We start from the raw sequence: 17,348 nt of genomic DNA on the forward strand, positions 1-17,348 counted from the left end.
ACTAATCCTTATCCGAGTCTTCTGGTTGGTATAATGTTTTTGGTTTGATGCAAAGAGATCCTTTTCTAACAAACTTAGTTGCGAAGAATGGTAGGTAGCCTTCGGGGGAACGAGAGCACTCTTTCAGACCCGCCTTGTCATATCGTGTTTGATAAATCCAAGGGGAAATTAGAGTCAATACGATAGCAACAGCAAGAGAACCTAAGATCAAATATTGTAAGCCGTTTCCATATACTTCATCCCAGCGTTTCTTTTTAAATGCAAAAAACAAAGCACTGATTAATCCTCCAAGTAATACGAAGCCAAATGGAATCATCGCTAAGTCAAACCTTGAGTAAACCGCAACGTCTCCAATTTGGGAAGTTAGCGCTGAGATTTTTTGATATCCAAAGTAAAAACAGAAGCTCGTTAAGCCAGCCAGGAGCAATAAACCACTTAAATACATAAATTGACTAACCAGAAGTTTAGGCTTGGTTTGTGTACCTTATGTTTTTGCATTCTCAAAAACATAAGGTACGGGGGCAGATTGATATCTGGAGCCCTTCTTTTAGTGCTTGTTGTGAACTATGAAACGGGAGTGGCTTGCTGTTCACCAGCCGCTTTTAAGCGTTCGATTTCTGATTCAGTTCGCCACTTACCGTTGTAAAGATACTTACACTCTGGGAGTGGAGCTTTCGAAGCCCTTAAATCAAACACGTCATTGGTAGGGTATTCTCGATAACAAGCAGGAGTCGTAAAAAGTCTAGGTTCAGGCTTCGCTTCAAACAGCTTTTTATGATCATTGACCTCTTTACAATCCAGCTTGTAGATATTTGAAAGTTGCGTGACCATAGATTCTAAGTCCGCTTCATTTTTAAAGAAAATGTAACTATAGAATCGCCCCTGTGAGCGAAAAGTAATCTCCTGAGCAGTATCTTGGTATTCGCACCTGTCATACTTAAAAAAGAACTTAATTACTTTTCTTCTCTTATTGTAATCAGCAAAGAGCCAACCTTCTCGCTCTCCAACCCTCACTTCTGTTGGTTCATCGGGCTTCCGTTTTAACATACCAAAAGAAACCAATATAAAGCCACCAGCTCCGACAAGAACCATAGGTCCAGCAACTCCAACCATCACGACACAAACTATTGCTCCAATCCAGCCCATGACTTGAGTTGCAGAGTTTACCCAATTCGGTAAATTACGTCGTTTTTTTATAACCAACCCGCGATCGGATAAGGTGTAATCATAACGATTGTCCAACCCAAATGTCAGATAAGATACACCAGACATGATAATCGTCAGACCCGATAAAATGTAAGTTAAGATCATGTCACTGTTATCATGTAGGAAATAGGTAAGGAAAAATAATGGACTGACAGCGGCTATAGCAATCGATAGGTATAAGTATCGAAAAGGCTCTTCAATATCGTGCTTGTGCCAGGTTGTGAGGTTCATCCCCTTTAGAATTTCTTGCTCTTGTTCTTCTTGATAAGCCGAAAGCTCGTCTGGCGTGATGTAAAAAGGTAAATAAGCCAAGGGTTACTCCTGTAAGCTAAGTTCACTAGCATCTGAAGTTAATGAACTTCTGATCGTTGCTTGTTTCGTATTGTCTGAAATCGCCGTATAAGTTGCACGCTGTTTTGCATTATTTTGGAACCAGTACTTACGGCTTAATCCGTTTTTATCATCAAGAATGTATTCAATCTCAAATGCTAGATAGTTAGCTGAGTCTTTCATTGGTAAAGTTAATTTATAGACGCTTTGAGAATCTAAGGAATCAGTTGAACTATTCAACGTTTCTAGATTTACTCCAGTGTACCAAGCTCCCGACATCAGTCCCTTCTCTGTTACAGAAGTATTTGTCCGAAGTTTTATGCCATCTCTTGCATTATTGGTGGGAACTTGGATATGGAGCTCAATACCAAACAATTCTTGTTTTGCTGCTGGGTACTGTGTTGTTGAATTCGGAACGGTACGCATCATTGGTGTTTGGCAGATTAAAGGTTTATCCATTATGGTCTTTAACTCAAAAAGGGCCGCTTGTACTAAAGAAGAATTATGCTTTTCTTTCTCTACCAAGCTTGAGGATTGACTCCAACGCGCTTTATCTGGGTGATAGCCCCAAGGAAGTTTATCTAACCATTTTTGATAATCGTCTTGTTTAAGTTTACTCATTATATGGTTACTAAGAAGGTAAACCGCAGTGAGGCCCATAATGACAAACATGATCGGACCTCCAAACAGGATATTTGCTGACCAAATCCCAGTTAATCCACCGATAGCTTGAAACCCACCAATTAGTGTCAATCCAACTAAAGATGCAAAGTTGAAGTACTCCACAACTCTCATGTTGCCATGCAAGCCGTCTATTTTCTTCCATGAACGATAGGCTTCTATACCTGAAGCAAGAGCCCCAATAACTCCGGTTACAGCTAGCCATTTATTGAATACCTTTAGGTCATCAAGGATCAAGTTTTCAAAACCTTCTACATTTTGATTCACTAACTCTTTTAAGACTTTGTATGAATGGGTTCTTAATTTGGGGTCACCCTTTACTCTCTCCCATAATTTACCTGTACGAATACCCGTCCAAGCGTTGACTGTATAAAAAAGCTTTTGTTGGATATCCAAAAATTCATCTGAGGACATTAACCCTGTTTCTTGAATACTGCTCATGGCATCACCAAGCGCGATGCAGTTAAATACTAATGCCATAAAGCCTAGACCACCGGCATTCTCGAACAGTTTATTCAAATCATCGAGCTTATTCATAGCGATCCGAGTTCTAAGCTCGACGGTTCTTTGCGGTAAATCATCGGGTAATTCAATATACTGTGGGTACTCCAATGTAGCCACAGCGAGTGCCTTCTTGATTCTCTTTTTATTTTTTAAAGCTGTTGTGTATTTAGAGTCGGCTTTGCGGTTGTTTTTCTGGAAGTCAGCAATGACCGCATCGTTTTTCTTGAGCTCACTTGGGTAATCATTTACGCGTGTTTTCCATTTTTTAAAATCGCGAGCGTAGCTTTCATTTACAGTAACAGGCATATTGTGTGCCATATGCTCTGCTATAACAGCAAACAAATAATAGCTCTGACGGTTCAGAGGTTTAGCGAAAACAGGCATCAGTAAAATCGATGCTTGTGAAGTCATGCTAACGCCAAACTCTAAAACTCCTTTTGCAAGTGCACCTATTGCAGATTTAAAGATAATGTCCAGCTCTTGGAAACCTTTGGCGATATCCTTGAGAAATTCCGTTTCCGCAGTGTTTGGGTTGGAAACGAAGTCCATGATTTTAGAGTACATGCCCATACGGTTGCTGGTAGCAGAGATCTGGTCCATCAGCTGATTATCAGCATCAGAATTTTCTGAGGCGATCGACTGTTCATTCTGCGCCTCAGTAATATTCTTCTCTATTACTTTAAATAAGCTTCGGCTAAACCCAGAGGCATAGAGAGCAAGTAAACTGGTAGGTTTCTCCCATTGGCTTTCAGCCCATTGGCGGTCTTCTTCCTGCACCACCAAAGTAAATGACTCAACGGCTTGTTTATGGAGTTGATACAAGCTGTATTGTGTGTCTTCACTGTATAGGTCGAAGGTTCTTTCGAGATGATGCGGTGTCAAAGACTCCATTACAGCGATAAAGTCGCTTTTTACTGAAACAACTTGGGCTAGCATGGTTTCTTTTTGTTCTGACAGATCTTGCATCTCGCTCAGCATTTGCTTCCAGTTGAGCTGCTTACGCCAACGCTCAGTCGCTATCCATTGCTCGTATTTACCAAATCGGTTTGCTGAAATGCCATATTTCTTCTGTATGGCCTTTGCTATTTCTGAAGTGGATTTTTGGTAATCATCGATAGCTTGCTGGGAAAATGAAGATGGCATTCCTTTGATGATAGCTGCTTGAGATTCACTGGTAAGGTCAACCATTGCTGAGTTGTCATAGTAATCCGCCATGTCCATATAGAATTCAAGCTCTTGGTTTTTGCGCTTTACTCCTGTAGGCATGTCTATATTGTCACTTGCCCCGAACATGCACAATTGCATGGCGGTCTGCATCAAGCTCCACTGGTTTGAAAACTGGTCAGTGAAAAGACGGTAAGGGCTTGCGGCACCAACAAAATGCAGCGACATATCTTGAATGTCTGCGGCGTAATCTTTTATCGCGACGAAGTAGCCTGATTCTTCTTCTGGAATCGCAGAGGTTAAATCACTCTCGGCTGCGACAGGTTTAAAGATAGAACCATCTTCATCAGCTTTGGTGGCGATGCCAGAATCTGCAAAGCGCCCATCATCGACGGCAGAAGATTCAATATCAGCCACTTGAGTTAACTTATCGATTGGTGCAATGTTGTGCTGATTCTCGTTTGCGGATAACACGACAGTTTGCATGCGATCGATATGATTACTCGGATTGTTAAGTACGCGCATGAACGTGTGCCATGTCCAGCGGTGCTCAGAGAAGCAAATCGATAGTACGCTTCCGTTGACGTAAGTAAGGAAGGGCTTTGCATCTTGTGGTGTCCCACGCTGCTCTGATTTTGGGCTTTCTGATTCTCCCAACTTATAGAGCGTGAATTGCGTTCCTTTGATTTCGTATTCGTCTAAGCTTTTGTTGATTGCATCATAGACATACAGCCAACCGTCGCGCAGTTGACGCAGGGTGTAACCAACGGTATTGAGTTTGGCTGGGCCTTGGCCTTTCCATTCTTCAGGCAAACCAAAAGGTTGTGTCTCTTCTGTTTCTAGCTGATCGATGGCATAGCGGACTGGGATAAAGTGCGCAGGTGATGCTTCCGTTGCTTCTTTCTCAGTTTTTAAATTGAGAGGCTCTGGTTCACACGGCGGTGGCGGATCGATTTTTTTTGTTTCTCCCTCCCAAAACATACTGCGCTCTGGGGGTGAGCCAGCAAGATCATCGGATTCCGTGGTTGGAACGATATTCAGCGATTTCAGTGTACCATCGCTTTCAAATGCCTGAACGGCCTCCTCATAGGTATAGCTGTTGTCATACCAGAACATAGAAGTTTTTGGGGGAAGTGGATTATTCATCGTTAGCCCATGTTTAAGAGTTTTACTCTGTTACGCAAATATCGCACCAAAATAAAGTGACTAAAAATCAATGAGTTAGATTTTTATGGTTTTGCGTCAATCAAATAATTGTTTGTTTTTCCAATAAGTTGGTTGGTGTTTACCATTTTTTGTATTGATTGAATCAAAGTTTGAGTTGTGAGTGATGCCTCAATGAGCCGACAAAACAAAAGGGCTCCAGAGTTACCTCTGGAGCCCTTTCTAGTATTTAAGTGCTAAAGAGTTAGCGACGCTTTGGTTTACGTTGACCAGCTGGTTTGCCTTGTCCTTGCGGGCGACCTTGGCCTTGCGGCTTGCTACCTGCCGGGCGGTTTGCACCGTTGCCGCTAGGACGTTGGCCGTTGCTTGCAGGGCGTTGACCACCTGTAGCTTTACCCGAACCGTTACGGTTGCCAGATGGTTTACCATCTTTTGAACCGCCTTCAGAGCGTTTGTTCAAATGACCACCGAAGCCTGGTTGGTTTTTGGTATGTTTGGTTGCAAAGCGGTTTGCCCCGTGACGACCAGATTTACGACGTTGCGCAGGTGTTTGTGCTTCAATGTCTTCTGCAGGAACGAGACAGCCTTGTTTGTCACCAATCAAATGTTTTTTACCCATACTGACTAGGGCTTCACGGATCATTGGCCAGTTTGCTGGATCGTGATAACGCAACAGCGCTTTATGCAGGCGACGTTGACGTTCACCTTTTGCTACAGGTACATCTTCACGTTTTTTGTACTTCACGCGTTTCAGAGGGTTTGTCTCTGAGTAGTACATCGACGTTGCGTTACACATTGGCGAAGGGTAGAAGTTTTGTACTTGGTCACATTCGAAGTTGTTCTTTTTGAGCCACAGAGCAAGGTTCAGCATGTCTTCGTCTTCTGTGCCTGGGTGCGCAGAGATAAAATAAGGGATTAAGTACTGCTTCTTGCCTGCTTCTGCACTGTATTTCTCGAACATCTCTTTAAAGCGATCGTACGTACCCATGCCTGGCTTCATCATCAGATCAAGAGGACCTTTCTCTGTATGTTCCGGTGCAATCTTCAAGTAACCGCCTACGTGGTGAGTCACGAGCTCTTTCACGTATTCTGGTGATTCAATCGCAAGGTCGTAACGTACGCCAGATGCAACCATCACTTTCTTCACGCCTTCAACTTTACGCGCTTCGCGGTATAAATCGATCGTGTGTTTGTGGTCTGTGTTTAGCTTGTTACAGATGCCCGGGAATACACAAGAAGGACGACGACAGTTCGCTTCCGCTTTTGGATCTTTACAGCCCAGGCGGTACATGTTTGCAGTCGGGCCACCAAGATCGGAAATTGTGCCGGTAAAACCTGGAACTTTGTCGCGAATTTCTTCAATCTCGTTGATGATAGACTCTTTCGAACGGTTTTGAATGATTCGACCTTCATGCTCGGTAATCGAACAGAAAGAACAGCCACCAAAGCAACCACGCATGATGTTCACAGACGTCTTGATCATGTCGTACGCAGGAATTTTTGCTTTGCCGTACATAGGATGAGGGACACGCGCGTAAGGCAGGCCAAACACAAAGTCCATCTCTTCGGTCGTCAATGGAATTGGAGCTTGGTTTACCCAAAGTTCACGATCACCATGGCTTTGAAGTAACGCTCGACCAGAGTACGGGTTCGTTTCTAAATGCAGTACACGGCTTGCATGCGCATAAAGAATGCGATCGTTTCTTAACTTTTCAAACGAAGGTAAACGGACCGCAGTCGTCGCAGCATCGTGGCGTGATGGGCGAATCGTGATTGGTTGTGCAACTGGCTCGTCTTTTTTAGTTTCACACTGAGTTTCTACTTCGTATGGGTTCTTTGGTACGAACGCTTCTTTACGAGGTTTTTCAATGCGAGAAGAATCAATAACTGTGTAGCCTTCTGGCGCCGCTGGCAAGTTCACGGCAGTACCACGAATATTGGTCATGGTGCTGATGTCTTCGCCGTTTGCGATGCGATGTGCTACTTCGACAAGTGCGCGTTCTGCGTTACCAAAAAGTAGGATGTCTGCTTTTGCATCAAACAGTACTGAACGACGAACTTTATCTGACCAGTAATCGTAGTGCGCAACACGGCGTAGGCTGGCTTCGATACCACCTAAAACAATAGGTACTTCTTTGTAAGCTTCACGACAACGTTGAGAGTAAACCAACGTTGCGCGGTCTGGGCGTTTACCACCTTCGTTATTCGGTGTGTACGCGTCATCGTGACGAAGCTTTTTATCCGCGGTGTAACGGTTGATCATGGAGTCCATGTTACCCGCAGTGATCCCGAAGAACAGATTTGGCTTACCAAGTTGCATGAACGCATCTTTATTTTGCCATTCTGGTTGAGCAATGATACCGACACGGAAACCTTGCGCTTCTAGCAGGCGGCCAATGATAGCCATACCAAAGCTTGGGTGATCCACATAAGCGTCACCGGTTACAATGATAATGTCACAGCTATCCCATCCTAGGGCATCCATTTCTTTGCGACTGGTCGGCAAGAAAGGTGCCGTACCAAAACACTCTGCCCAGTATTTTTTGTACTCATGAATAGGAGTGATGTTATTGGTCATATTTTGCTCTCTGTTCCAGGGAGCGCGAATTATAGCGATTTGATTATCAGGTATCTATAACAAACTCATCTATTCCAGCTTAGTTCATCGAGTTTTATTTGGTTTGTAAAAATATCAATGCTCTATCGGCGATTTTCTGTCTAATTTCACCTTGAAAGTCTCATGGTTATAGATCGGTTCATGAAAAATGTCGCAATCTTAATACAAAGTATAAGCAATGGTGTGCTTATATGGGGTAAAGCCTATAATCAAATTGGTGCATATTAAATGCAAAAGGCTGAACTGCTCTGGAAATAGTTCTAAGTCGATAGGCTTATCGTTGACACAATCCATCTATAAAGAGGATCGGCAGGTCCCAACTGGAATGTCGCGAATTGACTGTGAATTTTGAGCCTTGGGCTAATTACAAAAAAAGGGGCTAGGGTATGAGTGAATCTACGACAACAGTGCATCCAAAAATGCAAACGACTTCCAGTCTAACTCCTGTTATAGAGTGGTCTTACGATATTGATACTCGCGAGTTCGAATGTGATCAGCAAGGAATGGCAAAGGCATTTGGGATAAGTACGCCAGTAACCAGCCTAAATAACTTGTTTGATCATATGCTGATGGGGCAACAAGAAACGCTAAAACAACGAATTCTAGAAGTGGAACTCTTTGGCGGACGGGGGCGGTTTTCTTGTTGCATGATGCTAAAAAACGTTAACTTAGTGCACGTTACTATTAGTTTTGAAAGGCTCAATAAGCGCATTATCCAAGGCACTATCATTCCACAATTAACAATCACTGGTTGCGAGGAGTTAGCGAAAATCCTCGAAACGATTTTTGATTTGCCGAATGTAGGCGTTTTAGTTGCCGATGAAGATACGCGCATCTTAGGTTGTAACCGTGCCTTTGAGTTACAAATGGGCTATCAAAACCGAGATCTGGTTGGGCTTAAAACTCATATTTTCAGTACCTCTCACCATAGCCAAGCGTTTTATGATCAGCTGTGGCAGCAAATTAATGATGAAGGATGTTGGTGTGGTAACTTGCTGAGCAAAACAGCAAACGGTAGCAACCAAGCTCATCATCTTTGTATTTACCGACTTACGTTTCATTCTGGACGAATTCTTTATCTCGGATTTTCTACGGATATTTCTGCTTCGTTGTTGTGGATGAAAAATCGTTGTGAACAACAGCATGATTGGGCTGCCTTTTTACCAACGAGGAAAGAATTTGAACTCCAATTAGCTACCTTAGCGAATGAAAGCAGAAATAAAGAACTCAACATTGTTATGACACTCAGACCCAAGTTTTCGGAGAGATACTTGCTTGAACAGCAATTAGGTTTTGCAGATTTTATTATGCGAAGTCGCTACACCAGTATTGCGGGGCAGTTATCTCGGGACGTGTTTGTCGTATGCTTGCTGACCCCTCATTGTCAATGGTTGAGCCCGGTTCGTTTGATCCAAATTGCCATGAAAGGGTTCTTTAATGAGCTTAGAAATGAAATGGGCACAAAAATGCATGCCACTATCGTTAAAGGCCAAACTGGTGTGTCAATCCTTGGCTATGATACGAACCGACCAAGACAAGCGCTAGCACATGCAGCGCAAGCGATGTTGTCCTCTATTTCCGGTGAAGGCAGCTATTTCAACTTTTACGACAGTGAACTTCACTCTGAATTAGTGAAGCGCCAACATCTCGAGGCGTTTTTGGAGGCGCAAATAGAGAGTGGACTAGTGGACGTTTACTTTCAACCGATTATCGACGTTCAAACCGGAAGAGTGGTTAAGTTCGAGGCTCTCGCACGCTTCTATGATGAAAATGATGCGTATTGTACGCAAAAGATGATCGCTATTATTGAAGATCTAGAACTCATAGCGGCACTTGATGATGTGGTCTGCCAAGCTGCGTTGAAGCACTTTCCGCGCTTACAAGAAATTTATGGCGAGGAAGTGGGCGTGACCATCAATCGCTCCCTCAATACGAAATTGGATTCTCTTCAGATCCTTCAGCGGTCGCATGATTTGATTAAAGCCAGTGGTGTAGACCCTAAGCGAGTAACTATCGAGCTAACAGAAACCGCGTATTTTGAACAAGATGAGGAGCATACTCGAGCTCTAGAGGAAGTGCGGAAAGAGGGCATTGAGATCGCGATTGATGACTTCGGTACTGGGTATTCTTCTTTTTCTTATCTAGAAAAAGGGCAGTTTGATTTACTGAAAATAGACCGAAAATTCATCAAGAACATTCATAAAGGGAGCACCAGCTATAACATTGTGAAAATGGTCACCGAGCTTGCACAGCAAATGAATGTAAAAGTGGTTGCTGAAGGCGTGGAATCTAAGCAAGAACTTCAAGTATTGGCAGAAATCGGTGTCGATTACATGCAGGGCTTTCTATTTTCTGCTGCCGTGCCTGTCGATTTGATGGATAAAGCGGACAGTTATGAGCATCTGTTCTCTGACATCGCGATTGAGTCTAAGCAAAGTGATGTGTTGCAATCTGTGAGCCATGAACAAGTCAGGTCTATGGACCCTGGAGAACCGCTCTCCTTGGCAGTGGAGTACATGAATTTGAATCCAAGCTTGCCTTTAGTTGTTCTCAATGAAAATCGTTGTGTTGGGTTAATTACGAAAGAGACGCTGAATTTACACCTAACGCCCTCGATGGGCACAGAGCGAGAAACTGAACGAGAAAGCAGAATTTGGAAACGTCCTGTTAATCAGATAATGAGCACCGAATTTGTGTTGGTTGATGAGGATTTACCTGTCTCTGTTATTCGAGAGTTGGTTAAAACCGGCATTCGTTTCCCTTGGGTATTGTGTAATACCAAAGAAGAGTACCGTGGAGTTTTAACGCAGGAAGACGCGTTGAAGTATCTTGCTTCTCTGTGAATAAAATTGTCTTACCGTTTTAGCTCATTTGGGGGCCGACTTTCGGTGGTTTGGCGATAGTTGATTTGATATTATCGCCCCCCAAAATGACTTTTGAGCGTGCATTCAACATGATTCAACAATTGCTGGTTACTTTCCCTCCGATGCTATTTGGCGCACAAGCGCTACTGACTTTGCTTCTAATCAAGGGCGATATTTGTCCTGGTCAGCGAGGACGTCTTCATAAAATGTTGCCTGCAGTAGCTGTATTGTGGCTCGCTGTTGCGTCACTTCGCATTGAAGCATTTATGATCGTGTTTGCTATTTTCTACTTCTATTCTCAGGTTCAAACCAAGAAAACGCGTGGAAAAGGGCCACTATGGGCGATGCATTTAGCGAATGGTTTGGCCTTTGCGTATGTGAGTATTCAAGTATTTGAGCAATCAAGCTGGCCAGCATCGATAGCGATGGCGCTAATGATATTTTTCCTTGGGGCGTCATTTTCTCAATTGCTGCTTACGATAGCTCGCAGCAGATTACAGGCATTTCACCGTATTTTACCAGTTACGGGCATTGTGTCTGGAATGCTATTAGTCATCGCAACGTTGTTTGCTTCTTACCAGTTAAATGAAGCCACACTAAACGCTGCGACACAGCCGATCTTGCTGTCTTTAGCTATGCTAATTTCTTCAATTATTGTGTGGTGTTGGCATATTTTTACGCATAAGAAACCAGAAAAGGTGCAACTGAGCGTTGCCTTGTTTCTAGCACTCGCGTCGATGACGAGCCTGCAAGGTTTATTCTCCCTCGCGGCTTAACCTCTATTCTAAAGACAAAGCTAGACAGCTTATATCCAAGTGCTTTCTTGGTGCTTGGGTATAAGGTGATCACGTTTTAGATCGCACTCACTTTAAATTCGCGTGATTACTACTACGCTTGTTTATATACCTTGTCGAAGAGGAGAGTCGCGATGGATTTAAGCAATGTAGGTAATCTGGACAGCACTATTTTGCTAGGTATCGTCAACGAAAAGCTACGTTTAGAGTGCGACAGTTTTGACGAGTTAGTATCAGTGTATGAGATGGATGTAGAGTCTGTAGTCGGCAAGCTTGATATGCTCGGTTATCAGTACGATCCATTGACTAACCAATTTAAAGCATATCAACGCTAAGCCTTTCATAACCCAAATCTTTTAAGCCACCTTGATTCCGTCAAGGTGGCTTTTACATTGTAGCCTCGCGGTTGCGAAAAAAGCTTGTAAGTAACGCTTCTCTTTCTCTGAGTGACGCGTTGCTGCAAACAAGCGACGCCATAAGCCTTGGCCGAAAGGTTTACTGGTAATAAGACCTTGGCGAGAAAATTCAGAAATCGCCCAATTGGGTAGTGCCGCCACCCCTAATCCAGCAGAGACCATCTGAACTAACATGAGAGTATTGTCGGCTTGCTTCCATTTCGCAGGTTCTATTCCTGCTGGCTGAAGAAAGTGTTTTACGACGTCTAGCCTTTGTTTTTGAACCGGATAAGAGAGCATGGTTTGATCTGCGAGATCTTGCGGATCAATAATTTCTTTTTCCGCCAATGGGTGATTGGTTGCGGTAATTAAACGCATTTCAAAGTCGAATAGAGGCTCGTAGTGGACTTCAGATCGAGGTTGGATATCGGAAGTAATAACGAGATCAAGTTCGCCTGCCAATAGAGCTGGGAGTGGTTCAAAGCCAAAACCAGAGGAAAAGTCCAATGTTACGCTAGGCCAAGCAAGTTGGTACTCCCTAAGTGCAGGCATTAGCCATTGGAAGCAAGAGTGACATTCAATGGCCATATGTAATCGGCCATTGACGTCCTCTTTCAAGCTCGCTAAATCATTTTCTGCTCTTGCGAGTTTCGGAAGGATATCTTCTGCAAGACGCAATAGGATTTCTCCCTCTGAAGTGAACTTCACCGGACGAGTCTTTCTCAGGAACAGTTGCCCTCCAATTCGCGCCTCCAAATCTTTGATCTGATGAGACAGTGCCGACTGAGTGAGATGCAAAGCGGTCGCTGTCGCCGTTAGAGAGCCAGTGTCTCGAAGCGAAGTGAGTGTCCGCAAATGTTTTAGCTCTATCATGAATTCCTTTCATCCTTTGTTGCTCGCTATGAACAGAATAGCAATCGTGTAAATAACTTAACGACAAAAAATGGATATGTAAACGTCTAGACGTCTATTTGTTGTTTTTATTTGCGAATCATGTCGCTTCATGATGAATTTTTTTAATAAACAAGTTGAATAAATGGACGTTGTTCTAATATCAGATGAGAGCGATAGTTTAGCCATCCAGACATCTTGTTCTTTACCGAAAGATGCTCTGATCCAAACAAATTGAACAAAATTGAGAAAGGAATAGGGACATGGCGACAACGACTCACATACTAGGTTATCCACGCATTGGTGAAAAAAGAGAATTAAAATTCGCTCAGGAGAAATACTGGCGAGGAGAAATTGATCAAGCTGAGCTTAAAAAGGTTGGGGCAGATCTACGCGCCAAAAACTGGCAAACACAAACGGATGCTGGTCTGAGTTTTGCCACCGCTGGCGACTTCGCTTGGTACGATCATGTACTGACGACCACGTTGGTATTGGGTCATGTGCCAAAGCGTCACGCTGATGGTTTCCCTAACCTGGATACGTTGTTCAAAGTGGGTCGCGGTCAATCTCAGGCGGGTTGCAGCTGTGCGGGCGCTGCGGCATCGGATATGACCAAATGGTTCAACACAAACTACCATTACATTGTCCCTGAATTCAGCAAGGACGATACGTTTGAAGTGAGCTGGCCGCAACTGTTTGAAGAAGTCAACGAAGCGCTTCAAGCTGGCCACCAAGTGAAGCCTGTTTTGCTTGGTCCAGTCAGTTACCTTTACTTGGGCAAAGAGGTCGAAGAAGGGTTTGACCGCTTAACCCTGCTACCACGCTTACTTACTGCTTACCAAGCTATTTTGGCAAAGCTAGCAAGTCAAGGTGTTGAGTGGGTTCAGATTGATGAGCCAATTTTGTCACTGGAGCTAGAAAGCAAATGGGCTGATTCGTTTAAGCTAGCCTACCAAGTGATTCGAAGCGATGTAAAAGTGCTGCTAACGACGTACTTTGACTCCGTAAGCGATACGCTAGGCAAAATTGTAGAGCTTCCGGTAGATGGTTTGCATATCGATTTATCTGCCGCCCCTCAGCAGCTTGACGATGTAGTTACCAAGTTACCGGAGGATTGGGTGCTTTCTGCTGGTGTTGTGAATGGTCGTAATGTGTGGCGTTCAGATTTAAGTGCCCAACTCGAGCGTCTACAGCCAGTCAAAGAGAAACTGGGCGACAAACTTTGGGTTGCCAGTTCATGTTCTCTGCTACATAGCCCTGTTGATTTAGCACTGGAAACAGAACTGAGCGAAGAAGTAAAAAGTTGGTTTGCCTTTGCAAAACAAAAAGTGGCAGAAGTCGCCTTGCTTGGCCGAGCGCTCGATGGTGACCAAAATGCGATTCTCGCTTGTGATACCTATAGCCAGCCAATCAAAGCGCGCAAGACAGCAACACATGTGAATAAACCTCAAGTACAAGCGCGTTTAAACAACATTACCGCGTCACTTGCCGAGCGCAGCGTACCTTATGCAGAGCGTGCTGCGCATCAAGCTGAAGTATTGGGCTTGCCTTTGTTGCCAACAACGACAATCGGCTCTTTTCCTCAAACGGATGAAATCCGGGTGCAGCGCAGCGCTTATCGTACAGGTCAATTATCTGAGTCTGAATATATCCAAGCACTTAAAGGACATATTGCTGACGCAGTAAAACGTCAAGAGGCGCTCGACCTAGATGTGCTAGTTCATGGTGAAGCAGAGCGTAACGACATGGTGGAATACTTCGCTGAGAACTTGGCGGGTTTTCAAACGACCAAATTTGGTTGGGTACAGAGTTATGGTTCTCGCTGTGTGAAACCTGCCATTGTAGTTGCTGACATTGAACGTGAAAAACCGATCACAGTTGAATGGTCGACGTACGCACAATCGCTAACCAGCAAACAGATGAAAGGCATGTTGACTGGACCAGTAACGATTTTATGTTGGACGTTCCCACGTGAAGACATCACACGTCAAGAAATTGCGCAGCAACTTGCTTTGGCACTACGTGATGAGGTGTCTGACCTGCAAGATGCAGGCATCAATATCATTCAAATTGACGAGCCAGCCATTCGAGAAGGTTTACCACTCAAAAAACGCGATCACAAAGCGTACTTAGAATGGGCCGTAAATGCGTTTAAGGTCTCTGCGGCAAGTGCAAAACCAGAAACTCAGATTCACACTCATATGTGTTACAGCGAGTTCAATGAAATCATTGATTCGGTTGCGGCACTCGATGCGGACGTCATTACCATTGAAACATCTCGCTCAAATATGGAGCTGCTGAAAGCATTTGAAGAGTTCAATTACCCGAACGAAATTGGCCCTGGTGTTTATGACATTCACTCACCAAACATTCCTACGGAAGAATGGATTGAAGGTTTAATCAAGAAAGCGGCAGAAAAAATTCCGGCTCAACGTTTGTGGGTAAACCCAGATTGTGGTCTGAAAACACGAAACTGGAAGGAGACAGAAGCCGCATTGGCAAATCTGGTTTCAGCGGCGAAGAAGCTCCGTGCTGAGCTGGCGTAACACATCGTTGCAGCAAATAAAAACGGAGACTGTGGTCTCCGTTTTTCTATTCTTAATTGTTAACTTTCGTTTTCAGATTATCCAATAATAGCGAATCATCGTCTCATGCCGAAAGCAACAAAAATTACTGTAGCTACTTCACCTGAGTACAAGTCTGTGCGGAAACCAACTCATCTGCCATCAACTGACCGCGAGAATTACGTACCTTAATACGATACATCAAGCCCATATCAATTTGCTTGCGAACTTCTGGGTTGCTGCAGTAGGTATAGATACTGGTATTCAGTACTTGATTTAACGGCTTTGCACCGAGTGCGCCATCGTTATAAATCATCATCATCTCTACAACATTTTTGTTGGATGAGACACGCATTATTTGCAGTGGACCGTACTCTAAAGGGAGGCCCGCTGACAAGACTCCTGCTCGGTTTGATGCCATAAGCTCAAGTTGCCGCTGATTATCATCGGTTGATGAACAGCCAGCCAGAGCACCAAATACCAAGAAAAGACACAGTAATTTTTTCATAAATTAAAACACTTTTTTGAACGGTTTCACGATTACATTATCGTAAACACCAGCCGCTACGTAAGGATCGGCTTCTGCCCACGCTTTAGCATCCTCTAGCGAGACGAATTCAGCGATGACAGTTGAGCCCGTAAATCCAGCTTCACCAGGATTGTCAGAATCTATCGCAGGCATCGGACCAGCTGTAAGAAGGCGACCTTCGTCTTGTAACTTTTGTAAGCGATCCAAGTGTTGTGGGCGAACGCTCATGCGTTTTTCCAACGAGTTCTCAACGTCCTGTGAAAAGATGACATACCACATAGCATAGTTCCTTAATTGGTAGGGTAAAGTGTTAATTTAACGCCTTTTTTGTGTCTCTCACAAGTGAACAACAGAAAATGTGAGATCCTTTCTAACTGTTAGCGTTGTAGGTTGACTAATTCTGAACCGGACGTGGTTTACCTTCACTGTCAATGGCTACGTAGTTGAAGGTCGCATCACAAACCATGAAGCGTTCGCCAACACCGTGAGCTTTGACGGGTTTGACCCATACTTCCAAATCGACACTCATGGATGTGCGGCCGATCTTAGTGCATTCGCCGTAGCAGCATACGACATCGCCCACACCAACAGGTTTTTTGAACGTAATGCTTGATACCGAAACGGTGACAACGCGACCACAAGAGATCTCTTTTGCCAGAATCGCGCCCGCTAAGTCGAGCTGAGACATTATCCAACCGCCAAAAATATCGCCATTGGCGTTTGTATCTGCAGGCATTGCAAGGGTACGAAGCAGCATTTGACCTTTCGGAGAGCTAATTTCTTGACTCATTGTGACATCCTAAATCTTAAAGGCGCTCAAACTAAGCGCCAACATAGTAAATACCTAGAACCAAAGGTCCTTAAAAAACCGCAGATACCGGACCAGAGAAAGTTGGTTTACAGCAGCAAGAATGGTCTGAAAACGGTACGTTGTTTGAGCGGTTTACTGATACATGGAGCAAAACAGCGACCCTAAGGTCGCTGTGAAGTCGCGGATTATAGCAAAACTGAGTTTTTAATCATCAGTGGACACGTCGGATGAGTTATTTTTTTGTTCTTTTGGCATGTGTTTATAAATGTAAAAGCCAGTCGCAATCATGTAGGCAAATGTCGCGATCAACATTCCAAATACTTTGAAGTTAACCCAAACATCCAACGGCAATTCGTAAGCAATATAAATGTTTAGGCCAGCGAAGAATGAGAAGAAGCCAACCCAAGCCCAGTTAATCTTTGCCCAAACAGCGTCAGGTAACGTAATTTCCTTGCCTAGCATACCTTTGATGGCTGATTTTCCCAATGCGTGGCTCACTGCTAAGCCAATCGCCAGAATCGCGTAAATGATGGTGACTTTCCACTTTATAAAATTGTCGTCGTGGAAAAAAAGGGTCATGCCGCCGAAGATAGTGACGATAACAAATGTTATTAGTTGCATCTTTTCGACTTTCTTATACAGTGCGTAGGTGACGACAAGCTGAATGGCTGTTGCTACGATCAGTGCACCTGTCGCCACGTAGATGTCGTACAGCTTGTATAAAGCGAAGAAAATGATGAGTGGTATAAAGTCTAGGATCTGCTTCATGATGGCAAAATCTACCTAATTATTGAATTGAAGACAGTCTAACGGAATCTGACAAGATGTGAATAC

At 43.9% G+C, this 17,348-nt stretch carries 13 protein-coding genes; 4 read left to right on the forward strand and 9 right to left on the reverse strand.

What is annotated here, in order from left to right:
• Window position 1 precedes the first annotated feature (1 nt).
• From L3V37_RS11780 to L3V37_RS11795, 4 genes are all read right to left on the reverse strand, one after another.
• Window positions 2–445, reverse strand: coding sequence for a DUF2079 domain-containing protein (locus tag L3V37_RS11780; RefSeq protein WP_130545117.1), 444 nt, complete (start codon window positions 443–445; stop codon window positions 2–4).
• A 119-nt stretch (window positions 446–564) separates the two neighbouring features.
• Window positions 565–1,518, reverse strand: coding sequence for a hypothetical protein (locus tag L3V37_RS11785; RefSeq protein ID WP_039984243.1), 954 nt, complete (start codon window positions 1,516–1,518; stop codon window positions 565–567).
• Window positions 1,519–1,521: 3 nt separating this feature from the next.
• Window positions 1,522–5,031: a T6SS effector BTH_I2691 family protein gene (locus tag L3V37_RS11790; RefSeq protein ID WP_237306378.1), complete on the reverse strand. Its 3,510-nt coding sequence runs from the start codon at window positions 5,029–5,031 to the stop codon at window positions 1,522–1,524.
• Between the two features lie 262 nt (window positions 5,032–5,293).
• Window positions 5,294–7,627: a YgiQ family radical SAM protein gene (locus tag L3V37_RS11795; protein ID WP_064368606.1), complete on the reverse strand. Its 2,334-nt coding sequence runs from the start codon at window positions 7,625–7,627 to the stop codon at window positions 5,294–5,296.
• Window positions 7,628–8,052: 425 nt separating this feature from the next.
• Here L3V37_RS11795 and L3V37_RS11800 point away from each other — a divergent pair, with 425 nt between their 5' ends.
• From L3V37_RS11800 to L3V37_RS11810, 3 genes are all read left to right on the forward strand, one after another.
• Window positions 8,053–10,509: an EAL domain-containing protein gene (locus tag L3V37_RS11800; protein WP_237306379.1), complete on the forward strand. Its 2,457-nt coding sequence runs from the start codon at window positions 8,053–8,055 to the stop codon at window positions 10,507–10,509.
• A gap of 86 nt (window positions 10,510–10,595) precedes the next feature.
• Entirely contained in the window at window positions 10,596–11,306 is a 711-nt protein-coding gene (locus L3V37_RS11805) for a hypothetical protein (protein WP_237306380.1), read from the forward strand.
• A 152-nt stretch (window positions 11,307–11,458) separates the two neighbouring features.
• On the forward strand, window positions 11,459–11,659 hold the full coding sequence (locus L3V37_RS11810; RefSeq protein ID WP_005376762.1) for a DUF4250 domain-containing protein: 201 nt from the start codon (window positions 11,459–11,461) through the stop codon (window positions 11,657–11,659).
• 21 nt (window positions 11,660–11,680) lie between these two features.
• On the opposite strand, the gene metR is transcribed toward L3V37_RS11810, so the two are convergent.
• On the reverse strand, window positions 11,681–12,592 hold the full coding sequence (gene metR, locus L3V37_RS11815; protein WP_005376763.1) for an HTH-type transcriptional regulator MetR: 912 nt from the start codon (window positions 12,590–12,592) through the stop codon (window positions 11,681–11,683).
• A gap of 281 nt (window positions 12,593–12,873) precedes the next feature.
• On the opposite strand from metR, the gene metE reads away from it, so the two are divergent.
• A complete protein-coding gene (metE, locus tag L3V37_RS11820; RefSeq protein WP_237306381.1) occupies window positions 12,874–15,156 on the forward strand; it encodes a 5-methyltetrahydropteroyltriglutamate--homocysteine S-methyltransferase in 2,283 nt (760 codons plus the stop codon).
• A 133-nt stretch (window positions 15,157–15,289) separates the two neighbouring features.
• On the opposite strand, the gene L3V37_RS11825 is transcribed toward metE, so the two are convergent.
• The 4 genes from L3V37_RS11825 to L3V37_RS11840 form a co-directional block, all read right to left on the reverse strand.
• A complete protein-coding gene (locus tag L3V37_RS11825; RefSeq protein ID WP_005386726.1) occupies window positions 15,290–15,682 on the reverse strand; it encodes a GspS/AspS pilotin family protein in 393 nt (130 codons plus the stop codon).
• A 3-nt stretch (window positions 15,683–15,685) separates the two neighbouring features.
• On the reverse strand, window positions 15,686–15,982 hold the full coding sequence (locus L3V37_RS11830; RefSeq protein ID WP_237306382.1) for a YciI family protein: 297 nt from the start codon (window positions 15,980–15,982) through the stop codon (window positions 15,686–15,688).
• 115 nt (window positions 15,983–16,097) lie between these two features.
• Window positions 16,098–16,493 carry an acyl-CoA thioester hydrolase YciA gene (yciA, locus tag L3V37_RS11835; RefSeq protein ID WP_005376768.1) on the reverse strand — a complete coding sequence of 132 codons (396 nt, stop codon included), beginning with the start codon at window positions 16,491–16,493 and terminating at the stop codon, window positions 16,098–16,100.
• Between the two features lie 225 nt (window positions 16,494–16,718).
• Window positions 16,719–17,282 (reverse strand): septation protein A, encoded by a 564-nt coding sequence (locus L3V37_RS11840; RefSeq protein WP_033905687.1) that lies wholly within the window; start codon window positions 17,280–17,282, stop codon window positions 16,719–16,721.
• Window positions 17,283–17,348 lie beyond the last annotated feature (66 nt).

The sequence above is a fragment of the Vibrio sp. D54 genome (assembly GCF_021728075.1).
Classification (GTDB): Bacteria; Pseudomonadota; Gammaproteobacteria; order Enterobacterales; family Vibrionaceae; genus Vibrio; species Vibrio alginolyticus.